Source organism: Gordonia sp. NPDC057258 (genome assembly GCF_042668985.1).
In the GTDB taxonomy this organism is placed as follows: Bacteria; Actinomycetota; Actinomycetes; order Mycobacteriales; family Mycobacteriaceae; genus Gordonia; species Gordonia hongkongensis.
In genome coordinates, this window is sequence record NZ_JBHUXZ010000010.1 from 83104 (window position 1) to 102142 (window position 19039).

General features: G+C 64.3%; 15 protein-coding genes. 9 read left to right on the forward strand and 6 right to left on the reverse strand.

Annotation, left to right across the window (positions count from 1 at the left end; all coding sequences use genetic code 11):
* Window positions 1–16 precede the first annotated feature (16 nt).
* Both ACFUEJ_RS09910 and ACFUEJ_RS09915 read right to left on the reverse strand, forming a co-directional pair.
* Window positions 17–1696 (reverse strand): nuclease-related domain-containing DEAD/DEAH box helicase, encoded by a 1680-nt coding sequence (locus tag ACFUEJ_RS09910; protein WP_137810103.1) that lies wholly within the window; start codon window positions 1694–1696, stop codon window positions 17–19.
* A 125-nt stretch (window positions 1697–1821) separates the two neighbouring features.
* Window positions 1822–2541 carry an NUDIX hydrolase gene (locus ACFUEJ_RS09915; RefSeq protein WP_065631181.1) on the reverse strand — a complete coding sequence of 240 codons (720 nt, stop codon included), beginning with the start codon at window positions 2539–2541 and terminating at the stop codon, window positions 1822–1824.
* Window positions 2542–2685: 144 nt separating this feature from the next.
* Here ACFUEJ_RS09915 and ACFUEJ_RS09920 point away from each other — a divergent pair, with 144 nt between their 5' ends.
* From ACFUEJ_RS09920 to ACFUEJ_RS09935, 4 genes are all read left to right on the forward strand, one after another.
* Window positions 2686–3954 (forward strand): VWA domain-containing protein, encoded by a 1269-nt coding sequence (locus ACFUEJ_RS09920; RefSeq protein ID WP_159369884.1) that lies wholly within the window; start codon window positions 2686–2688, stop codon window positions 3952–3954.
* A gap of 43 nt (window positions 3955–3997) precedes the next feature.
* Window positions 3998–5494, forward strand: coding sequence for an ADP-ribosylglycohydrolase family protein (locus ACFUEJ_RS09925; RefSeq protein ID WP_388028973.1), 1497 nt, complete (start codon window positions 3998–4000; stop codon window positions 5492–5494).
* Between the two features lie 89 nt (window positions 5495–5583).
* Window positions 5584–6135 carry an LppP/LprE family lipoprotein gene (locus ACFUEJ_RS09930; protein WP_137810106.1) on the forward strand — a complete coding sequence of 184 codons (552 nt, stop codon included), beginning with the start codon at window positions 5584–5586 and terminating at the stop codon, window positions 6133–6135.
* 84 nt (window positions 6136–6219) lie between these two features.
* Window positions 6220–7326: a protein kinase gene (locus ACFUEJ_RS09935; protein ID WP_388028977.1), complete on the forward strand. Its 1107-nt coding sequence runs from the start codon at window positions 6220–6222 to the stop codon at window positions 7324–7326.
* Window positions 7327–7392: 66 nt separating this feature from the next.
* On the opposite strand, the gene ACFUEJ_RS09940 is transcribed toward ACFUEJ_RS09935, so the two are convergent.
* The 3 genes from ACFUEJ_RS09940 to ACFUEJ_RS09950 form a co-directional block, all read right to left on the reverse strand.
* A complete protein-coding gene (locus tag ACFUEJ_RS09940; RefSeq protein ID WP_388028980.1) occupies window positions 7393–8133 on the reverse strand; it encodes a hypothetical protein in 741 nt (246 codons plus the stop codon).
* A gap of 211 nt (window positions 8134–8344) precedes the next feature.
* Window positions 8345–11575 carry an exodeoxyribonuclease V subunit beta gene (locus ACFUEJ_RS09945; RefSeq protein WP_065631187.1) on the reverse strand — a complete coding sequence of 1077 codons (3231 nt, stop codon included), beginning with the start codon at window positions 11573–11575 and terminating at the stop codon, window positions 8345–8347.
* Between the two features lies 1 nt (window position 11576).
* On the reverse strand, window positions 11577–14243 hold the full coding sequence (locus ACFUEJ_RS09950; protein ID WP_388028983.1) for a PD-(D/E)XK nuclease family protein: 2667 nt from the start codon (window positions 14241–14243) through the stop codon (window positions 11577–11579).
* 389 nt (window positions 14244–14632) lie between these two features.
* On the opposite strand from ACFUEJ_RS09950, the gene ACFUEJ_RS09955 reads away from it, so the two are divergent.
* The 3 genes from ACFUEJ_RS09955 to ACFUEJ_RS09965 are packed head-to-tail and all read left to right on the forward strand — an operon-like array spanning window position 14633 to window position 17132.
* Window positions 14633–15514: a hypothetical protein gene (locus ACFUEJ_RS09955; protein WP_159369879.1), complete on the forward strand. Its 882-nt coding sequence runs from the start codon at window positions 14633–14635 to the stop codon at window positions 15512–15514.
* A gap of 60 nt (window positions 15515–15574) precedes the next feature.
* The gene (locus tag ACFUEJ_RS09960) at window positions 15575–16054 is read left to right on the forward strand and encodes a hypothetical protein (RefSeq protein ID WP_065631191.1); all 480 of its coding nucleotides are present in this window, start codon (window positions 15575–15577) and stop codon (window positions 16052–16054) included.
* Window positions 16055–16064: 10 nt separating this feature from the next.
* Window positions 16065–17132, forward strand: a complete 1068-nt coding sequence (locus ACFUEJ_RS09965) for an HNH endonuclease (RefSeq protein WP_137810112.1) — start codon at window positions 16065–16067, stop codon at window positions 17130–17132.
* Here the strand turns inward: ACFUEJ_RS09965 and ACFUEJ_RS09970 are convergent.
* Complete coding sequence (locus ACFUEJ_RS09970; RefSeq protein ID WP_137849988.1) at window positions 17116–17784, reverse strand: hypothetical protein; 669 nt, start codon at window positions 17782–17784, stop codon at window positions 17116–17118. The genes ACFUEJ_RS09965 and ACFUEJ_RS09970 overlap by 17 nt on opposite strands.
* Before the next feature lie 174 nt (window positions 17785–17958).
* Here ACFUEJ_RS09970 and ACFUEJ_RS09975 point away from each other — a divergent pair, with 174 nt between their 5' ends.
* Both ACFUEJ_RS09975 and ACFUEJ_RS09980 read left to right on the forward strand, forming a co-directional pair.
* Window positions 17959–18183 carry an amphi-Trp domain-containing protein gene (locus ACFUEJ_RS09975; protein ID WP_065631193.1) on the forward strand — a complete coding sequence of 75 codons (225 nt, stop codon included), beginning with the start codon at window positions 17959–17961 and terminating at the stop codon, window positions 18181–18183.
* Between the two features lie 254 nt (window positions 18184–18437).
* The gene (locus ACFUEJ_RS09980) at window positions 18438–18956 is read left to right on the forward strand and encodes an OsmC family protein (protein ID WP_388028988.1); all 519 of its coding nucleotides are present in this window, start codon (window positions 18438–18440) and stop codon (window positions 18954–18956) included.
* The last annotated feature ends 83 nt before the right edge of the window (window positions 18957–19039 follow it).

A 19039-nucleotide genomic window follows, 5' to 3' on the forward strand; every position in this document is an offset into this window, starting at 1 on the left:
CGCGCGCGGCAACACATCAGCGAGATCTACGCGTTCCGTCCCCTGATGGAACGAGACGCCGGGCCACCTCGGGACCGCCGACCTCCAAAACGAATTGCGGGTCTCCGCAAACGATCAACTGATCACGCGCCCGAGACAGCCCGACGTAGAGCCGCTCGCGTGACCGCTCCCACGACTTCTCCTCGTTGAGCGCAAGCACGATGACGCGCCGTTCCAGACCTTTGAAACCCAGCACGTGACCGTAGAAGACCTGTTCGGCATCCCAGAACGACGACCAGTACTCCCGGTTTCCCTGCGACTGGCGCGCCTTCTGTTCCTCGTGTCGGCTGCCGGTCGTCAGCAGCGCGATGTCTTCCGGGCGCCATCCGTCCTCGAGCAGCGGGTCGATCTGATCGTCGGCCACACCGAGTGCTTCCTCAGCCGTGCAGGCGATGAACCGGACCGACGGCCCGTCGCCACCGTTGAGCCTCATCCGTTGTCCGACGAGCGGTTTGAACGCCTCTGCGATCTGTTTGGTGTTGCGCAGATTGTGGTCGAGGACGAGTGGCACCAGGTCGACGGGCGGCGACCCCTGCCGAGCGAACACACGCTGGGCCTCGTCGCTGAACACGAAGATCCCGCTGGTGTCCTCGTCACGCAGGCAGGCGAGCATCGGCTTCCACCATTCGTCGGCGAAGTCCTGCGCTTCGTCGACCACGATCGCGTCGAATCGCCTGCCCGGCGAAAGCGCCTGGGCCAGTTCGTACATCTGCTGCGGCAGCGTGTACTCCCAGAAGTCCGACGCGGCCTTGGTGCGCTCCTGCTCGTCGGGTCCGCTTGCGGCTCCCCACGTGATTCCCAGTTCATGGAACTCGCCCACATAGGCGGGTCGTTCCTTGCGACTCCAGGTTGCGGTGAGCCGCTCGAGATACGAAGCGAGTCCGTGTGAATAGCAAACCAGCGCAACACGTTGTCCGTCACGCGCCAGACGCCGAGCTTGTTCGATGGCGAGGAACGTCTTGCCGCTTCCGGCGCCACCCCGGATCTCGACGCGACGGAGTTGATGGGCGGCCCGTAGGATGACAGCCTGCTGAGAGGTCAGAGCGTCGGCCACCTCTTCGTTCTCCAGCGCGCGGGCCACAACGTCGCGCTGCGGCAGGCCACGCCCGCTCAGCACCGTGGCGAGCTGCTCGATCCCGGGACCGTCGAGGACCGGAAGGCTCCCGACTTTCTGCAGCAGAACCTCTCGAATCAGCGGCGATATCTGCTCAATCTGATTGCGGTCGACGATCTTCCACCGCGGACAGTCCGCCAGCGCGAACGCGGGCCCGACTTCCGAGTGCGGGAACACGACCATGTGATCCCATCTCACCCGCCCCTGAGTCCATCTCGGATCCGATTCGACGAACTCTCGCAGTGCGTAGCAGCCGCCGCGGGCCTGCCCGACGGGGTCGATACGTTTGGCAGACTGCCCTGCCCGCTCCTGCCACCACGATGTTCCGTCGTGCCACACTTCACCGCCTTTCACTTCGACGCAGACGATTCCGGCGCCGGCGACGGCAACGAGGAAATCGATCTCGTGATCCTTCGCGTGGTCGGTGACGCGCTGTCCGACGATCAGCAGGTCGTCCTCAAGCAACTGTCCGACGATCGCCTTGAACACAGTCTCTTCACTCGACGCCGCGAATCGCGGAGTCGCAGGAAGTACTGTCACCACCGCGTTCCCCTTCCACCAGGCGGTTCATCTACGTCGACACCTCGACTGTTACTCATCCTGCCCCCACTGAGGACCAGGGCGCAGGACTCGCAGGTAGGGACCAGCGATTTGAAGACTCTTTCGCATCAGAAAGCCGGCGGATCCGCACTCGGCAACCGCCATCCGAAGGTTGCCGTCGGCGGCGCCTCCTTCGCGAACAGCCGCGCCGGACGGCCGCCGGCGACACGTGTGACCGGGTTTCCGTCGCCGTCGGTCTGCGGCGCCAGCAGAGGCTGGACCCGCCGGTTGAACGAATCCCGCATCAAGCGTCGCCCCAGGATCGCCTCGTGAAGCTCTCGCAGTTCTGACAGGGTGTACGGCTCCCGCAGCAGATTGTCCGGGTCGGGCTTGTCCTCGTAGCGCTCGCGCAGATTGTCGGTGGCTGCTGCCAGTATGGCGTCGTGGTCGTACAGCAGCCGCTCCCCTGAAGCCAGAGCCCCGTCCGGCGTCACCTCGACGAGTTCTCCGGTCACCCCACCCAGGTCGTCGGCTCGCAACGCGACCACATGCGCGATCGAGATCGTCCAGCCCCGTGGATCTCGATCAGGATCACTGAACACCGCCAGAAGATGCGGATGAACGTGATCGGGCGAGAGCCCCAGCTTCAGCTCGAGTACCTCACGCACGGTGTCAGTGACCGAACGTCGCTCCCTCACGAACCGACCTGGCAAAGCCACGCGCCCCGAGTCGGGATGCCGCTGTACGACAACGTGCACAGCACCTGCAGCGACGGTCAGCACGGCGATGTCGACGGCGACGTTGGGGCGCGGATAGTCAGACAACTGTTCGGACGATCTCGAAGCCACCGCTTGACACTATGCGATAATTTGCGCAAACTACTAATCGCATTACTGCGTAAAGGGTGTCTCAAGGCCCATTTCCCCGCCGTCCGCAGCACGGGCCTCACCTCTCCAGGGCACACGCGCCCACCTCACCACCGAAGGAGCATCATGAAGCTCTCTGCCGCACTCGATGTCGACGTCGTCGCCCTGGAATCCGCCGATGAGCTGACGGTTCTCGTGGAGCTGGTAGCACCGGAGGCGCCGACTGCGAACCGGCCCCCGACGGCCCTGCAGGTCGTTCTCGACCGCAGCGGCTCCATGTCCGGCGCGCCGCTCGACGGCGCCAAGAAGGCGCTGGCCGGGGTGGTCGCCCAACTCGACCCGCTTGACGTGTTCGGCGTCGTCACGTTCGACGACACGGCCCAGGTGGCGCTGCCTGCTTCGACGTTGATGGACAAGCAGCGCGCCGCCGACGCGATCAGGGCCATCGAAACCGGCGGTTGCACCGACTTGTCGTCGGGTTATCTACGCGGCCTGCAGGAGATACGGCGCGCCGGCGAGTCTGCCGGCATCCGCGGCGGGACCGTCCTGGTGATCAGCGACGGTCACATCAACAGCGGGATCCGCGACGTCGACGAGTTCGCGGGCATCACGGCGAAAGCAGGATCCAAAGGGATCGTCACCTCCACCATGGGCTACGGCCGCGGGTACGACGAAACGTTGTTGTCGGCGATCTCGCGCGCCGGCAACGGAAATCATGTGTTCGCCGATAATCCGGATGCCGCCGGTGCTGCCATCGCGGGTGAGGTCGACGGCCTGCTCTCGAAGTCGGCGCAAGCGGCCACCTTGACCGTTCGATACGACCAGCGCGTCCAAGAGCTCGCGTTGTTCAATGATCTTCCCGCACACCAGATCGGCGATGGTGAGGTGATGATCGAGCTGGGTGATCTCTACGCACTCGAGGAACGAAAACTGCTGCTGCGCATGAAGGTCGGTTCTATTGCCGCCCTTGGCCTGACCGAACTGGCAACGTTGCAGCTGCGCTACGTCGAGACCGCGTCCCTCGTGGAACATACGGTGTCGCTGCCCGTCGTCGCGAACGTCGTCCCTGGCGACGAGGCTGCAGGCCGTGTCCCTGACCCGAAGGTGTACTCCGAGCGTCTCTACCAAGAAGGTCAGCAGGACAAGCTGGAGGCCTCCCGAGCGTACGAGGCCGGCGACATCGACGGCGGTACGCGGCGCCTCGCACGATCGCGTCAGAAGCTCGAGTACGCCATGCAGGAGGCTCGTCCCGAGGACCGTGCGGCCATCGCCGACGAGATCGCGATGCTTGACCGCTTCGGAATCAGCGCAGGCGCCCTGGACAGCGTGTATGCATCCAAGGCGATGCGCGCCTCGTACCACCGGACGAACCGCAAGCGTGGCCGACGCCATTGAGGATGTCCGCTTGTTCCCACCCATCCGACTGAAAGGACCTCACGTGAGTCGACTCACCATCGCCCAACTCGACCGAGCCGCAGGGGTTCTCCTCGGTACAGCCGCCGGGGACGCGCTCGGCGTTCCGTACGAGTTCGAAAGCAGAAGTCTGGGTTCTGACGAGAGACCGATGATGCTCGGCGGCGGACTGGGCGACATCGCACCCGGCGAGTGGAGCGACGACACGTCGATGGCCATGGCGATCGCACTCGTTGCTGCCAAGGGCGCCGATCTCACCTCTGAGGACGCGATCGACGCCATCGCGACGAACTTTCTGAGTTGGTTCGACGGCAACCCACCAGATGTCGGAGTACAGACCCGCGCGGTGCTGAGCGCCGTTCGACGCGGGTCAGCTTCCAACCATGAGCGCGTCGGGTCCCTCATGCGGGAAGAGGCAGCGCGATTTGCGCAGACACATCCGCGGTCGGCAGGCAACGGAGCGCTCATGCGAACCGCACCGGTCGCGCTGGCGCACCTCCACGACCGGGACCGACTGGCGATCGCCACCCGCGCCGTAGCGGAGCTGACCCACGCCGACCCGCTGGCCGGCGACTCGTGTGTGCTGTGGTCCGAAGCCATCCGCACAGCCGTGCTCACCGGGCGGGTCGATGTGTCCACCGGCCTCGACCTGTTGCCCTCCGACCGCAGGTCGCGGTGGTCGCAATGGCTCGACGAGGCGACGACCGCAGATCCGAAAACGTTCACTCCCAACGGTTTCACAGTGACCGCGCTCCAGGCCGCCGTCGCCGCGATCATGCAGACGCCGATCCCGGACGACGTTCCGTGCCGCCACCTGCAGCACGCGCTCGATACCGCCATCCGCATCGGGAACGACACGGACACCGTCGCAGCAATCGCGGGCGGTCTACTCGGTGCCCGTTGGGGCGCAAGCGCGGTGCCCTGGTCCTGGAGGCGCGCGGTACACGGTTGGCCTCGGCAGGGTTGCTCACCGGAGGACCGGCCGAGCGATGCGCGGGACCTGGTGAGCCTCGGCACCTTGGCCGCGCGCGACGGGCGCGCAGATCCGAAGGGATGGCCGACCGTCGAAGACGTCCGCTATCGGGAGCATGTCGCCACCGAGGTGGTGGCGCATCCGTACGACGACGGCGTGTTGTTGGGGACGCACGCCACAGTCGACCATGGGGCTGACGCAGTGGTGTCGATGTGCCGGGTCGGTCGACGTCAGACTTGCTTCGCGGGCGCTGCCGACATCGTCGAATCACGGTTGATCGACTCCGACGATCCAGCCGACAACCCGAACCTGGAGTTCGTGATCGCCGACACCGCAGACGCGGTTCGTGGTCTGCGCGCCCAGGGCAGAACCGTGCTGTTGCACTGCGTGGCCGGACACCAGCGAACACCCAGCGTGGCTGTCGCTTACGGTGTCCTGCTCGGCCATCCGGTCGCTGAGGTACAGCAGAAGGTGCTCGAACTACTACCGGCGGCACGGGGTCGCGGACTCGTGTGGGACGCCGGCTCGTCTTCGATCGCAGTTATTTGACCGCCTCGGCCGAATCCAGCAACCGCGGCGCCTCACCGGCGTAGCTTCGCAACTGCATCCACCGTCCGACGCTCCCAGGGGAGACAACCATGTCCGGCTCACGCCTACGTGCCGTCCATCAACTGATCGTGGTCGCGGTTGCGCTACTGACCATCACCCTGGCCGCGCCCGCAGCATCAGCTGCTCCGCAACGGAGCCAACCGGTGGCCGGAACAGCGGGGCAAGGATTATGCCTCGATCTGAATTCGTCGGAGGTCAAGCTCGGCCTCCGCGCGGTCGGTCCCCCTTTCGGGCAGCCCGGACTGCGATGGGTAGCGCGTCGCGCACCGATGGCGCGATCGCTGGATCGCGCGCCTAACTGCCCGTCCCTGATGTGGGCGACGTTCGACGTCGCGGGCGGCACCGTCTCGTCGCCGGCCGTGGTGCTGCTCTTCCGGCCCGGAAAGTACCTTGGTGTCACCAACCGCCCGACCGGACACACCCGGGTCAGCGGATTCACTCCGGTGAGCGTCACCGTGACCTACCGCTGGCCACGTGCCGCGGACGCCAATGCCAATCCGACGGGTGGCCCGGTCTCATCGACTTTCGTACAGGTCTTCGACCGCGTGTTCAGGTTCGGGGAGTTGCCGCCGGGGGTGTGACAAGCGACTTTCATGGCTTGGGTACCAATGCGAAGGTTCTCGATTCTCGGTCTCACGTCTGCCGGCGACGCCTATCGTTGAACGATGGCGTCGACTTCACCCCGGCTCCGCCCAGGTCAGACGATCACCAACGACGATGGCCGGAAGTACTGTATTCAGGCGTACATCGCCGGTGGAGGTTACGGCTCTGTGTACCGCGCGACGGCAATGTCGGGCCGCGGACAACGCAAAGCCACCACCGTCTGCGTCAAAATTTGTGCGTCCGCTGACGACTGGCATTGCGAGGCACACTTCGGCAACCTGCTGTCCGGATACTCGGAGGTGGTCGAGCTTCTCGATTCGTTTGCGTTCGGCACCGGGGCGGGCCGGCGCACTCGCTATGTCCTTGTGACGGAGTACATGCCCGAAGGGACCGTCGCCGATCTGGCAGACGACCGGGACTGGCACGGTTGGACTCCAGGTCGAGTCCGTCGCGAGATCAGCCGTCTGTTGAAAGTGCTCGCACTCATGCACGCAAGTGGCGTGACTCACCGTGACATCAAGCCCGCCAACGTCTTCATCCGAGATGGGCATCTTGTGCTGGGCGACTTCGGTATCTCCAAACACTCCCTGACCCCGAGACGCTCTGCTATCGACGCCTACACCCCTGCCTACTCCCCGAACAACATGGACGAACGACAGAACTGGGCAACGTGGGTGGACATCTACCAGGTCGGGTTGCTAGCCGGTACCTTGTTGACGGGCGACGATTTCGACAGTAGTCACGTGCCCGGCATCCGCGACTTGGACATCCCCGACGATCTGAAATGTTGGATGTGGCACGCCACCGCACATCACGGCCTTCGATACGTGAGCGGGTTGCAAGCATCTCAGGCGCTTCGGCAGCTACGAGATGTCGACATGAGAGACAAGTCCGGGCCGAAATCGATACGGGGACATCATGTGACGCTCACAGGTCGGTTCGCCACCGGGTCGCAACGCAAGTTGGCGCAGATGATCAGTCGCGCCGGTGGAACCGTCCAATCCACGGTCACAGACAAGACGACAGTCCTCGTCCGGGCCGGCAATATGGCGAATACGGTAGGGGTCGGCGAGGGAAGCAAGCTGTTCGAAGTCCGCGAACGCAAACGTCGCGGCGAACGAATCCATGTCATCAACGAGGAGCGGTTAAGCACATTGCTCAACCGCTGACCCGTGCTGTTCATTCTCAAAAAATGGCAGATCCATGTCGCCCTACGAGTTCGAGTTAGTGCTCAATCAGCGAGCTCGGCGCCAGCGTCGAGAACCATCTTCTGATGTTCCATCCGGATCGAGCGGCTCTTTTGGATCGACCAGGCTCCCCAATTTACCAGCATCAGGGGAGTGCAGCTTCCCTTCCTCAGGGAAGTCAGCCTCCAACCGAAGTAATCGGACCTGAGTTCGTTCAGCACTCGCGCCTAACGAGAACCCGATCTTCGTCAACCGGTTGGCGATATCTGAGTCCATTCGAAACGCCGACTGGCTCTCGATGTTGATCGCTACCCGTCGAGCACCATTCAGCAACACAGCACGACGAGCAGCCTCAAAGCCTGCCTCATCAGGATAGACGCTCTGGCCCGGGTCAACAGGCGGTCCCCCTGTACCAAACTGTTCGAACGCCACTTCTTCTCGAGTGGTCCTCGAGAGGTCTGCAGATCCTCCTCCCGCCTGAGGAATTCGTCCCCGAATTGACAGTCGCGACACGCCACCGCGAAAACTCTTTGTGACGACAGTCTGTGCCCCTAGAGTCTGGACGATTCGCAGAGCCTCGTTGAACTTGTCCGTCATGACCAACGTGTCGTACTGCCCATAGGGAACTAGCCGCGCCTCGATTCGTGGATGTCTAACATAAATGACCTTCGCTATTGTCGGTTCGTTGCCAATGGTATAGTCGCTGGCCTCTGTGAACGGAAACTGTAAGACCGACGCGTCGTCGGTCTTGACAGGATCCTTCTCATAAAAAGAAATTAGCTGCATCATGCCACCTCGATTTTCCTACCGTAGTGCCCACCATCATTGATCCATGCCGACTCAGTTTGTCCACCGTCGCGCCGACAGTAATCTGGACATTGCGTGCACGTCCCAGCTTTGGGGCACGCCCCGGCGCGAGAGACTTATCGGACTCAGAGCGTCCACCGGTCCGTCCACTGCGGCCGTGGGCTGATCCCCCGCGATTCCATACCGGCGCGCATCAGACACTCCTTGCTATTACAGCTGCCGCTCCCACCCGACAGAACACCAACTCCAGTCGAACGACCCTCTCCCCCGTCGCCTTTCGCAGCAGATCGGCGTAGATCGCCAGCTGCGCCCAGTAGGCCTCGAGCGTGTGCGCAGCGACACCGACGTCGGTCTTGTAGTCCGCGATGACGAGTCCGCCGTCGGGGTCGCGGTAGACCAGATCCGCGATGCCCTCGACCACCGTTGTGCCATCGGGACCCAGCCCCGCGAGCTGCATCTCCTTCCAGTGCTCGCCGACAGCCGCGCGATGGACGGGTTCGGACTCGAGTGCAGATCGGGCCAGTGCGACGAAGTGGTCGACGTCGACGATGCCGACGGCAGCAGCAGCCTGGCGGGCGACCGCCTCGAAGGTCTCGTCGAGGACCGCGCCTAACTCGGTCTGCTCCAAGACCCCGTGCAGGGCGGTGCCCAGCGAAGCCCCGCTGTCGACGCCTCCAATGCCGGGTGAAACACGCTCTCCTGCAGTGACAGTCAAGAGACCGGCTTCACGGTAGCGTTCCAGCAGCGCAACCTCGGCGGCATCATCACCATGCACTATCCGCGTCGCCGAGTACGACGCACGCAACGCCGACGACACCTCGATTGCGGCCGTCTCGGCTGTCCACTCATCCCAGGGCTGCCGCTCGAACTGCTCGATCGGATCGTCGTCGCGTCGTACCGGTTCGATCAGCTCGGGCACCCTGTTCGGCAGACCGTCCAGCGCGGGAGCCAGCGTCGCACCCCACGAGGCACCTTTGCGCGTGTATCCGGAAACGGCGAGGTGACTCTCTGCGCGAGTGCAGGCAACGTAGAGGAGTCGCTTCTTCTCAGCCTCGGCGTGGACCTTCTCCGCGTCGGCTGCCGGCTTGTACCCCTTCGACGTCACCGACTTCGACACGCATGCCTGCAGTGTGCCGCTCGCATCCCAGAGCAAGGACTCCGGCAGCGTGCGGAATCCGCCGCTCATCCCGGCGACCACGACCATCGGAAATTGCAGACCCTTGGCGGCGTGGATGGTCATGATCCGCACGGCGTCCACGCCGATCTCGGGAAGGACGGTCTCGGCCACACGCGCGTTTTCGTCGGCCTGGGTGTCGGCCCAGTCGATGTAGTCGCGCAACGATCCCCGATCCTCGGCGTACCACGCGCGAGCCTGATCGATGACGAACCGCAGTCGTCGCCACACGTCGCGGTGTCGGGGCGAATCCATCGAGACCTCGAAAACGCGTCGGTCGGTCGCCAACCGACTCAGCAGGGCACCGGGATTCAGGTCACCGAGCTCGAACGACAGCTCGCGCAGGTACCGATATGCGGCGGCAACGGGTGAGGATCCGAGCACCTCGGTCGGAGCGTCGGCGTGGATACTCCATCGGCCGTTCGCTGTGCTCCACCGCAGCAGGTCGTCGTCGCCACAACCGAACAGCGGTGTGCGCAACGCCGCGACGAGAGCCGCTTCGTCTGCGGTGTTCGCCAACGCCCGACAGGTCACCAGCAGGTCATGGACCTCCTGCGTCGAATAGACGAGACTCGATGCTTCCGAACGGAATTCGATCCCTGCCGCATCCAGACTCTTCTCCAGGAAGGGCAGAACCGTGCGCGACGGGATGAGGATGCAGATGTCTTTCCATGTCAATGCCGCATGCTCGTAGGTCTCGTCGTCGGCTCGCGACTCTCGACACCAGCCCTTGTCGACAGCCGTTGCGATGATCCGGGCGACATCGCGAGACTCCCGTGCTCGAATCGCCTCCGCCGGCGACAGCGAAGCCTCATCGTCGACGGGCTCGTCGTTGTCAGGGAATACGAATGGTTCCGGACCCCACTCGATGTCCCACCGAGGCCTGCTCGGCACGGGGTCCAGCGGCGTGTAGGTCGCCTGGACGTGACCGTCGGCGACGATCATCCGACCGAACACCGTGTTGATCCATTCGATGACCGGCCGTGTGGAGCGGAAGTTGGTCGTCAGTTGGACGACGTCGGCGGCAGGGGTCTGGTCACGCGCGGCCATGTAGGCGGCGATGTCGGCCCGGCGGAAGCGGTAGATGGACTGCTTGGGGTCACCCACTGTGAACAGCCTGCCCGCTTCGTCGGTGCCGGCGACGATACGTTGCGCCAGCTCGAGTTGCAGCGGGTCGGTGTCCTGGAACTCGTCGAGCAGCACCCGTTGGTAGCGCTCGTGGGTGGTCGCGGCGACGGCGTGCTTGCTGAGCACGTCGCGAGCGAGGACGAGTAGGTCATGGAATTCGAGTTGGCCGCTCCGCTGCCGCTCGCGCGCTTCGTCGAGGACGATCTCGGACAGATGCCGCACCACCACGCGAACTGCGCCGTCGACATAGGTGCCGACGATGTCGGGACAGATCTCGTCACGCAACGCCTTGACTCGAGTCTTGATCTCTTTGACCTGAGCGGACCCACCGCGCCAGTTCTTCCCTGCGCCACCGTTTCCCGGGCCTGGACAGAGAGCCGCTACAGGTATCCATCCTGTCGCATCGCGTTCTGCCGCAACAAGGATGCGCCACTCCTGCAGCTCGGTCAGCTTCTGCGCGAGCTTGTCGTCGAGGTCGAGGCAATCGGCGAGGTTGTCGGCGATCGCGTCTGCCTCCCACAGCATGCGGTCGATGTGTGCGGGAGCGATGCCTTGTGGGTTGTCGTCGAGGGTGAGGCGGTCCCAGTTGCGGTCGAGTGCGTCGGCGAGCGCGCGCATCTGATCGAGCGAGGCGCCGGCCGCCATGATGATGCCCATGGCGTCGACGAGAATCGGCGGCGCGGCGTCGGTGAAAAGGCGGGTGCGCATGCGTCGCCAGCGGCGTTCGAACGACAGCTGCGACCCCATCGCGTCGACGACCGCGATGCGCGGGGGTACACCGGCTTCGAGTGGATGCTCACTGATGATGCGGGCGGCGAACGCATGCAGGGTGCCGATGGCCGCGGTGTCGATCTGTTCGAGGGCACCGCGGGCACGTTCGGTGTCGTGCTCAGCCAACTCGACTCGGATTCGTTCGCGAAGTTCGGCTGCGGCCTTCTCGGTGAACGTGATGGCGGCGATCCGATCGAGTTCGATGCCGTCGTGCAGGACGAGCCGGCAGATGCGGCCGACCAGGGAGTGGGTTTTGCCGCTGCCGGCGCCGGCTTCGACGAACAGGGTGGTGGCGGTGTCGGAGGTGATCCGATCGCGGGCTGCTTGGTCGGCAAGAGGGAGTGCGGTCATGTCAGCCTCCGTACTTCCGTACATAGTCGGCGATTTCGTCAACGTCCTCCAACGCAGCCCAGGCACGGCGGAGTCCGGCGCGGCCGAGGAGGTCGATGACCGGCAGCTCCCAGTGTGTGTCCTCGACCTTGGGCGGGAAGTGGCCGGCGAGAATCGAGCGGTGGACGAGGGCCATGTCGTCGATCAGGGTCGCGATGACGTCGTCGGTGACGGGATAGCCGATGGAGGCGAACTTGCCTGTGGAGGTCACGAACCAGTACCGGGCCTCGACGTCGGCTCCTAGCGTGCGGGCGAACAGTCCGTAGACGGGGAGCTGGAACTGTAGCCCCGAATTGGTGGGAGCGACGTCGGAAAGGTCCTTGTACTTGTCACCCTTGCCGGTCTTGTAGTCGGTGACGCGGATGCGGCCGCCGCTGTGTCGGTCGATGCGATCGATCTGGCCGCGGAAGCGGATTCTGTTGTCGCCGAACGCCAGTGACACCTCGGCTGCCGAGTCGGTGCCGAATGTCTGTTCAGCGTGCGTCGGGCGCCAGCCATCGTCTTGGTCGGCGCGGTTGTGCTTGTGCCAGTCGGCGAGATCGCGGAGCATGATGCCGCGGTCTTTGGCCCACAGTTGCTCGAGCCAGCCGGGACTGTTGGCCTGCGCTTCGTCGAGTACCTCATGGGCGACGAGGTGCAGACGGGCGAGGTCCAGTTCGGCGCCGTCGATGGTGTCGAGAACGTAGCGCTCGAGGATCGTGTGAATGAGAGTGCCGCGGGTGAGGGCGTCGATCTGGGCGACCTCGTCGGGGTCGCCCAGCGCACGGAGCTGCAGAATGTGTTCGAGGAAGTACTGATAGGGACTTTGCACCCAGAGTTCGAGACCGGTCGGCGACACCGGGCGGTCGAAGGTGGTGATCAGCTCCTTGACCGTCGACAGGTTGCCGTTGAACCGGGTGAAGCGGCCGTTCAGGCGGTCGCTGCGCAGGTTCATGCCGAGGTTGATGATCGGGTCGTCGAGGGCGCCGCGGCGTTGATCGGCGGGGACGGCTGCGAGCTCGCGGAGCCGCCATACGGTGTCGGATGCGGCTGATGCACCTATTCGGTCGTCGGCGCGCTGGGCGGCGACGTCGAAAGATTCGACCGCGACGATCGGCTCCACGTTCTCGGTTTCGCGTTGCCAGTTCACGACATTGACGTCACGACCGGCCAGTCCGCCCATCGCCGGGATGAGCCATCGTGACGGCACCCTCTCCGCGCCACCGCGCAGGTTGCCGCGGGGGAACGTGACGATCCGTTCCGTGCGCCCTGTGCTGACCGCACTCGCAAAGGCGATACGTTGCCGTTCCATACGCTCGCGGGCGGTGATGCCGGTGAGTTCTGCAGGTAGCAGCGGATCGTCGCGGCGGGGTGCGGGGATGATCCCTTCAGCGCTGCCCATGACGACACTGACGTCCAGGTCGCGCCCGGCGCCCGCGGCGATCGGTCCGATGGTCACGCCTGCGCCGGAGTCTCCATGCATTGTTCGGTGCGCAGTCAGGCGCACGCTGACCGCATCCAGAACGCGCGCAGCGTTCGGCGGCGGTGCGATGCCGTCCATGCCGGCAAGGCTGATGCAGTCGGCCCGGGTAGTGGCAAAGTCGGCCGCAGCGACCTCGCGCGTGGGTGTACGGAAGTAGCGGTCGACCAGTGCAACCAGCCGTCCGGCCGCGGTGGTCCAGTCGGGCGCTTCGACGATGGCGTGCAGGTCGGCTTGCAGCTGTCTGACGTACGTGTACAGCGCTACGGCCATCGCATGATGCTCTTCATGTGCACCGACACGGGTGAGTCGTTCCCAGTCGGCGCCGCCGACGATGGGTTCGTCCTCGCGGGTGAGGCGTTCGAGCCGACGTTGCGAGATCGGGTCGTCGTCGATTTCGGGGCGCCGGACTGCACCCCCGGCGAGGAGGGTGAAGAGTTCGCGGCGCGGCATCCCGTCGAGGTCGAGCTTGAGCAGCCCGAGTAGTGCACGGCCGGTGGGTCTGTCGACGAGCGTGTGGCATTCGGGCCCGGTGAAGGCGATGTGACCGGCGGTGAGGTGTTCGTGGAGCAGTGGTAGGTATGGGTCATCGCTGCCGTAGAAGACGCCGATGCGGTGGCCGGGTGTGCCCCCGGCCAGATGCTTGCGCACGAGGCGGACAACGGCTCTGACCTCGTCGTCGGCGTCAGAGGTGTGGATGATCCGGGTTGGCGAGACGGTGACCGCCTGTTCGACGGTCTCACCGTGTTGTTGGAGTGCACGCAGGAGCTTCTGCTCGGCGCGGGTCCTGCTGACAGGGTGGTAGACGATCACCGCGCCGAGGTCGGCCAGACGTTCAACTGCAATCGCATACGCCTCGTGCGGGAGGTAGTACCTGGTGATCAGACGCTCGATCGCTGCGCGATATACGCGGAGGAGGTCGGCGACCAGGGGCGTCGGTGAGTCCACCCGCGGCTCGTCGATTGCGGTGAGTTCCCAAGCCGCGCCGGCGAGGGCTTGCGCCGTGATGGATTGGTCGGCGACGTCGGTGAAGACTCCCGGGACGTCGGCGAGGACTCGCGCAATCGCGGCTTCCAGCAGTGGATATGCGAGTGCCAGGCGAGGTGCGAGAGTTGGACCCGCGAGATTCGAGACGACTTGCTGAAGCGTGAGAACGCTAGTGCTGGCCACGGACCCTGCTCGAGCCAGACTGTGGAGGACATCCCGTCCGGAGCCGTGGTCGGGCACGACGACAGTGACCTTGGCGAGTGGCGCACCAGCTTTCATCCGCATAACAGCTTCGGCCAGGAAGTCGATCCGGGGCATGGGGTCATGATGCCTGGTCCGTCTGACACATCATCGATGTTGGACTGACCGGTGGGTCGTGGTGCTCTCGGTCGAGAGCCTCTCCGCGATGTCCGGCTACAGAGTGTCGGACCTGCGTTCTATCCTGAGGGCGTCAAGTGATCCTGCGCCGGCTACGGCGCGGACCATCTCACCGCTCCCATTCGAGAGCACTCCCCAGCTCGCCCGCGTTCGGGTCCTCGTCGAGGTCGAACGTGGCCGGAAAGGAGACAACCATGGCCAAGGACACCTTCGAGGCAGCCGTAGAAACGGCGTGGGCTCACTTCGAACGCACGCTGACAGCTCGGCTGGCAACGATGGAACTCGACGACATCGTCTTCGTCATGCCGACGGAAAACACCGGCCTCCGCTTCGCTCTGCGATTCGGCCGGCGGAGACACGGGTCATTGCACGCCACCATCGCCTGTGAGACAACCGGTTTGGACGATCTCATTCGAACGTCCGGTTGGCGGAAACGAACTGACGGGCGCTTGACCTGCGAACGGCACCAGGGACCCGCCGCCTTGGCGGAGATCGCCGCGCAGACGCTGCGCGAAGTCTGGAACGTCCCGGATCCCAGCTTCATCTGTGATGTCGGTCGGCCCCGTCCAGACCGGGCGCCGGTGATCGACCCCGAAAATCTCGGACCGGATCGGTTCCGCCTGCTGATCCGCGACGAACTCGCCACCTTCTGCGGCGGGTCCTTCCCCATCCGTTCCGACGCCACCATCGCACTTCCTACAGCGCATTTCACGTCGTCGATCGGCATCTCCCTTGACGCTCCGTGCATCGACATCTTCGGGCACCTCGAATCGGACGTCAGGCGCCCGCGATTCACTCAGGGCCTACTCGACGATCTCGCGGGTGACTACCCCACCGTCGAGTTCGTCCTCGACGGAACCGACCTTTGGGCTGTTCGACGCGTCGACGCCCGCTGCTTCGGACGCGACCATCTGTTCACGGGGCTCTACCAGTGGTTCGACTTCGTCGACAACGGGCTGCCCCGACTCAACGACCGGCTTCACCCGGCCCCACGGTTACAGACCGTTCGACGGGGTAGGCCCGCCGGTGACAGGATCGTCAACCTGCAGCCGCGGCTCCAGCACAACAGTGACTGACGCTCGGGGACTGCGACCCACTCTCAATGTGACAGTTCAATTCTCACCACAGGAGGAACCATGAGCACACCTTCCAAGAAAGTCCTCTACATCGACATGGACAACACTCTCGTCGACTTCGAGTCCGGCATCGCGAAACTGAGCGAGGCCGAGCAGCAGCGGTTCCACGGCGACCTCGATGACGTCCCGGGAATCTTCTCGTTGATGGAGCCGATGCCCGGCGCCATCGAAGCGTTTCACGAATTGTCCGGGCTGTTCGACACCTACATCCTGTCCACCGCACCGTGGGACAATCCGCTGGCCTGGACCGAGAAACTGCTCTGGGTGAAGTTGCATTTCGGTCGAGGCGAAGACTCGCCCGCCTACAAACGCCTGATTCTCTCGCATCACAAGAATCTGAATCTCGGCCATTACATCATCGACGACCGGACCGCGCGTGGGGTCGAGCAATTCCAGGGCGAGCACATCCACTTCGGGCAGCCGGACTACGAGAACTGGGAGAAGGTCGTCGCGCACATGCGTCCGCTGGCAGCGACATAGACTCGACCCCATGTCCGCGCCCGCCGATCCGCTCGAGCTCGGGCAGAAACTCGTGGCGATTCTCGAGGGCGGTAGGCGGACGGCAACGTACAAGCTGGCCGTGCTCGTCGCACTGTTGGACCTCGCAGTCGAGTCGGTTCCCGCCGACGCAAACGCTGAAGTCGACATCAGCCTCGACGACCTGACCGACCGCGTCATCGAACTGTACGCGCGACAGCTGCGACCGCTCGACGGTCACCGACTTCGTCAGTCCACTGACGGTCGCGGAGTCATCTTCAATGTCGTTGCGACTCTGGGTTCGTCCAATGTGGGGCCACGGGTGAGCGGGCTCAGAGTCGGCGGGCCCCACGACTCTGACGCTTATCGAGCCGCACACTCGACAGTCAAACGCACGCTGGTGAGGTACCCGCTGAAACTACTCCAGAACCTGACATCAGGCGACACCAACTCGCGCTTCCTGTACGACGATTCCTGGATGGGGACCGACTCCCGGAAAGTGGTTACCGCACACGGCGACAAGCTGACCTTGTTCCCCGGCGTATGCACGGCGCTCGCCCGCTTGGCACCGCTGCTCAAGCCGGCCTTTCAGCTCGCCTGGATCGACGACGTTCGACGCATGAACAAGTACATCCTCGACGACGGCCCCGATTTAGCGCACCATCTGTTCGGCGCCGACCGCGTATCCCTGCAGCGAGCAGGCGACGCACTGGTCGACGAGTTCGGGGCAGTGTGCTTCTACTGCGGCAACACAATTCGGCGCAACCGGCACGTCGACCACATCCTTCCCTGGTCGCGCGTAGGTATCGACGGACTCACCAACCTTGTGGTGGCCTGCCAGGTGTGCAACTCCAGCAAGTCCGATCGGCTTCCCGCCCCGACCCACGTGAGGCGCGCCCTTGGTCGCGGGAGGCCCACGCTCGACGCCATCGCCAGCGAGATCAACTGGCCGAGCCAGTACGACCGCGTCGTCGCGGCGAGCCGCGGACTCTACGCCACCCAGCCGATCAACACGCCAATCTGGCTGGACCGCAACACCATCACGCTACTGGCGCGGACCGACATCAGCTGGAACGCCTAGGTCCGCGTCTCGGTACACGTGTTCGCTGCGCCTCGGCGAACGTCCCAACCGAGACTCTGTTCCGTGATCCGACGCTCAGACGCCAGGCCGCGACAGCGAATGCTCCTTGACTGAACGTGTTGATCGACTGCTCGATCCACTGCAACGCGACCGTCTGCTCCTGCCCTGCCAACGGCCCCAACGTGTAAGTGCCCACCAGACAGACCACCAGAAACGCCACCGTCGTCACATCTCGGTCGCGCCATGCGTCGCGCGCGAGAGCTGCGTACAGCGCGGTGGCTCCGACGATGACACCGACCAGGTACCGGCCCGCGATATCCGGTACCGCGACGCCGATGGCAGCCGCACCCACTACGGGCGCCGCGAGAGCAATATTGCGGACTCCCCACGCGCTAGCGGCCAGAAGCAGGAACCCGCAACCCATCACAGGGAACAGGGCATCCGCGAGCCTCGGGATGTCCGCGATACCAGTGGCCGACAAGAGCTTCTCCGTCGCCTTGGCAAACCCACCCGCGAAGATCATCGCGGCACCGATGTACGCAAGCGCCGCCCCCAGGCGTCGCGCGACGAGGAAGGCTCCGACCGCACCCAGCACGACCGGCACATAGTCGAACAGTGCGAGCGGCACCGAGACCTGATCCACGGGTGTCACACTCACACCCGAGCTTCCACTGCCGTACGCACGGCGCGTCGTTCACCCATATTATTCAGCATGCTGAACAATATACTGGACGCGTCCACTGCCACCGCATTGAGCTGCGGTGAACTCTCGACTTCGGCACGCGACACGCTTGACCGCGCTCCAGCGGTGGGCTCAGATGGACTGATGAGCGACGAACTGTTCGAGCACAAGACCAAGACACAGCTCACCCGTGAAGAAGCAGCGAAGCGAATTCACGAACTCGCCGACGCGATCGCACGCCACAACGAAGTGTCGTATGTGGAGAACAACAAGACAGTGCGCGTCGACATCCCGGACACGGTGCAGTTGAAGATCGAGATCGAACGGGGCACCGAGGAGTCCGAGCTGGAGATCGAGATCTCCTGGTAGACAGGCGCAGCGTCTGTACTCAACAGTCCGTTGGGTGACCCGGCCACCGGCGAACCTCATCTCGACTCCTGGACTTCGATCGAGGTCTGGCCATCGAGTTGAGGTCTGGCGGTCGCGGGGGTACTGACCCCTGTGGTGCAGGATGCTCCTGGCTGCGACAACATCCAAGTGTTCCGCTCACGGTGATGCAGACTGTCGGCGTACTCAGCTGCGCCCGATAGCTTCGTCGGCAACCAGACCGTCGAAGGAGCACCATGACCGAGACCGCCACCCGCCTCAACGACGTGGACATCGACGCCGTCGGCCAATTGGTCGCAGCGATCCAAGGAGATGCGACCAAGGCACAGACAACGTGGGCCGCGCACGTCCGGTGGACCGGTTCGTTCGCATCCGAGGCCCGTATTCGAAACTTCCCGCCTGTGGCGTCAGATGAGCCCGCCGTCCTCGGTGGCGGCGACACGGCGCCCAACCCGGTCGAGCAGTTGCTCGGCGCCCTGGGCAACTGCCTGGCTGTCGGCTATGCCGCGAACGCCACCACTGCGGGCATCGAACTAAAGGACCTGCGAATCGACCTGAAGGGCGACCTCGACCTGCACGTGTTCCTCGGCCTTGCAGAAGGTCACGCAGGCTTCGAATCCATCACCGCGAGAGTCACACTCGACTCCGACGCACCGCGCGAGAAGCTTGACGAACTGCACGCCAAGGTCCGGGCCAGCTCACCTGTCGGACACACCCTCGGCAACGGGGTGCCAGTGGAGATCGTACTGACCTGAGGACTCCGAAGTTCTCGGACTCGGCGACCGTCTGGTCTACGAGTCGGCTATCGGATTCTCGCGTACCCAACCGGGCGCATCGT

What these genes read in the sequence shown, in the direction of transcription:
- ACFUEJ_RS09960 (WP_065631191.1), top strand. Translation starts at nt 15,575, where the DNA reads ATGAGCACACCTTCCAAGAAAGTCCTCTACATCGACATGGACAACACT.
- ACFUEJ_RS09975 (WP_065631193.1), top strand. Translation starts at nt 17,959, where the DNA reads ATGAGCGACGAACTGTTCGAGCACAAGACCAAGACACAGCTCACCCGT.
- ACFUEJ_RS09965 (WP_137810112.1), top strand. Translation starts at nt 16,065, where the DNA reads ATGTCCGCGCCCGCCGATCCGCTCGAGCTCGGGCAGAAACTCGTGGCG.
- ACFUEJ_RS09930 (WP_137810106.1), top strand. Translation starts at nt 5,584, where the DNA reads ATGTCCGGCTCACGCCTACGTGCCGTCCATCAACTGATCGTGGTCGCG.
- ACFUEJ_RS09945 (WP_065631187.1), bottom strand. Translation starts at nt 11,575, where the DNA reads ATGACCGCACTCCCTCTTGCCGACCAAGCAGCCCGCGATCGGATCACC.
- ACFUEJ_RS09940 (WP_388028980.1), bottom strand. Translation starts at nt 8,133, where the DNA reads ATGATGCAGCTAATTTCTTTTTATGAGAAGGATCCTGTCAAGACCGAC.
- ACFUEJ_RS09980 (WP_388028988.1), top strand. Translation starts at nt 18,438, where the DNA reads ATGACCGAGACCGCCACCCGCCTCAACGACGTGGACATCGACGCCGTC.
- ACFUEJ_RS09935 (WP_388028977.1), top strand. Translation starts at nt 6,220, where the DNA reads ATGGCGTCGACTTCACCCCGGCTCCGCCCAGGTCAGACGATCACCAAC.
- ACFUEJ_RS09920 (WP_159369884.1), top strand. Translation starts at nt 2,686, where the DNA reads ATGAAGCTCTCTGCCGCACTCGATGTCGACGTCGTCGCCCTGGAATCC.
- ACFUEJ_RS09955 (WP_159369879.1), top strand. Translation starts at nt 14,633, where the DNA reads ATGGCCAAGGACACCTTCGAGGCAGCCGTAGAAACGGCGTGGGCTCAC.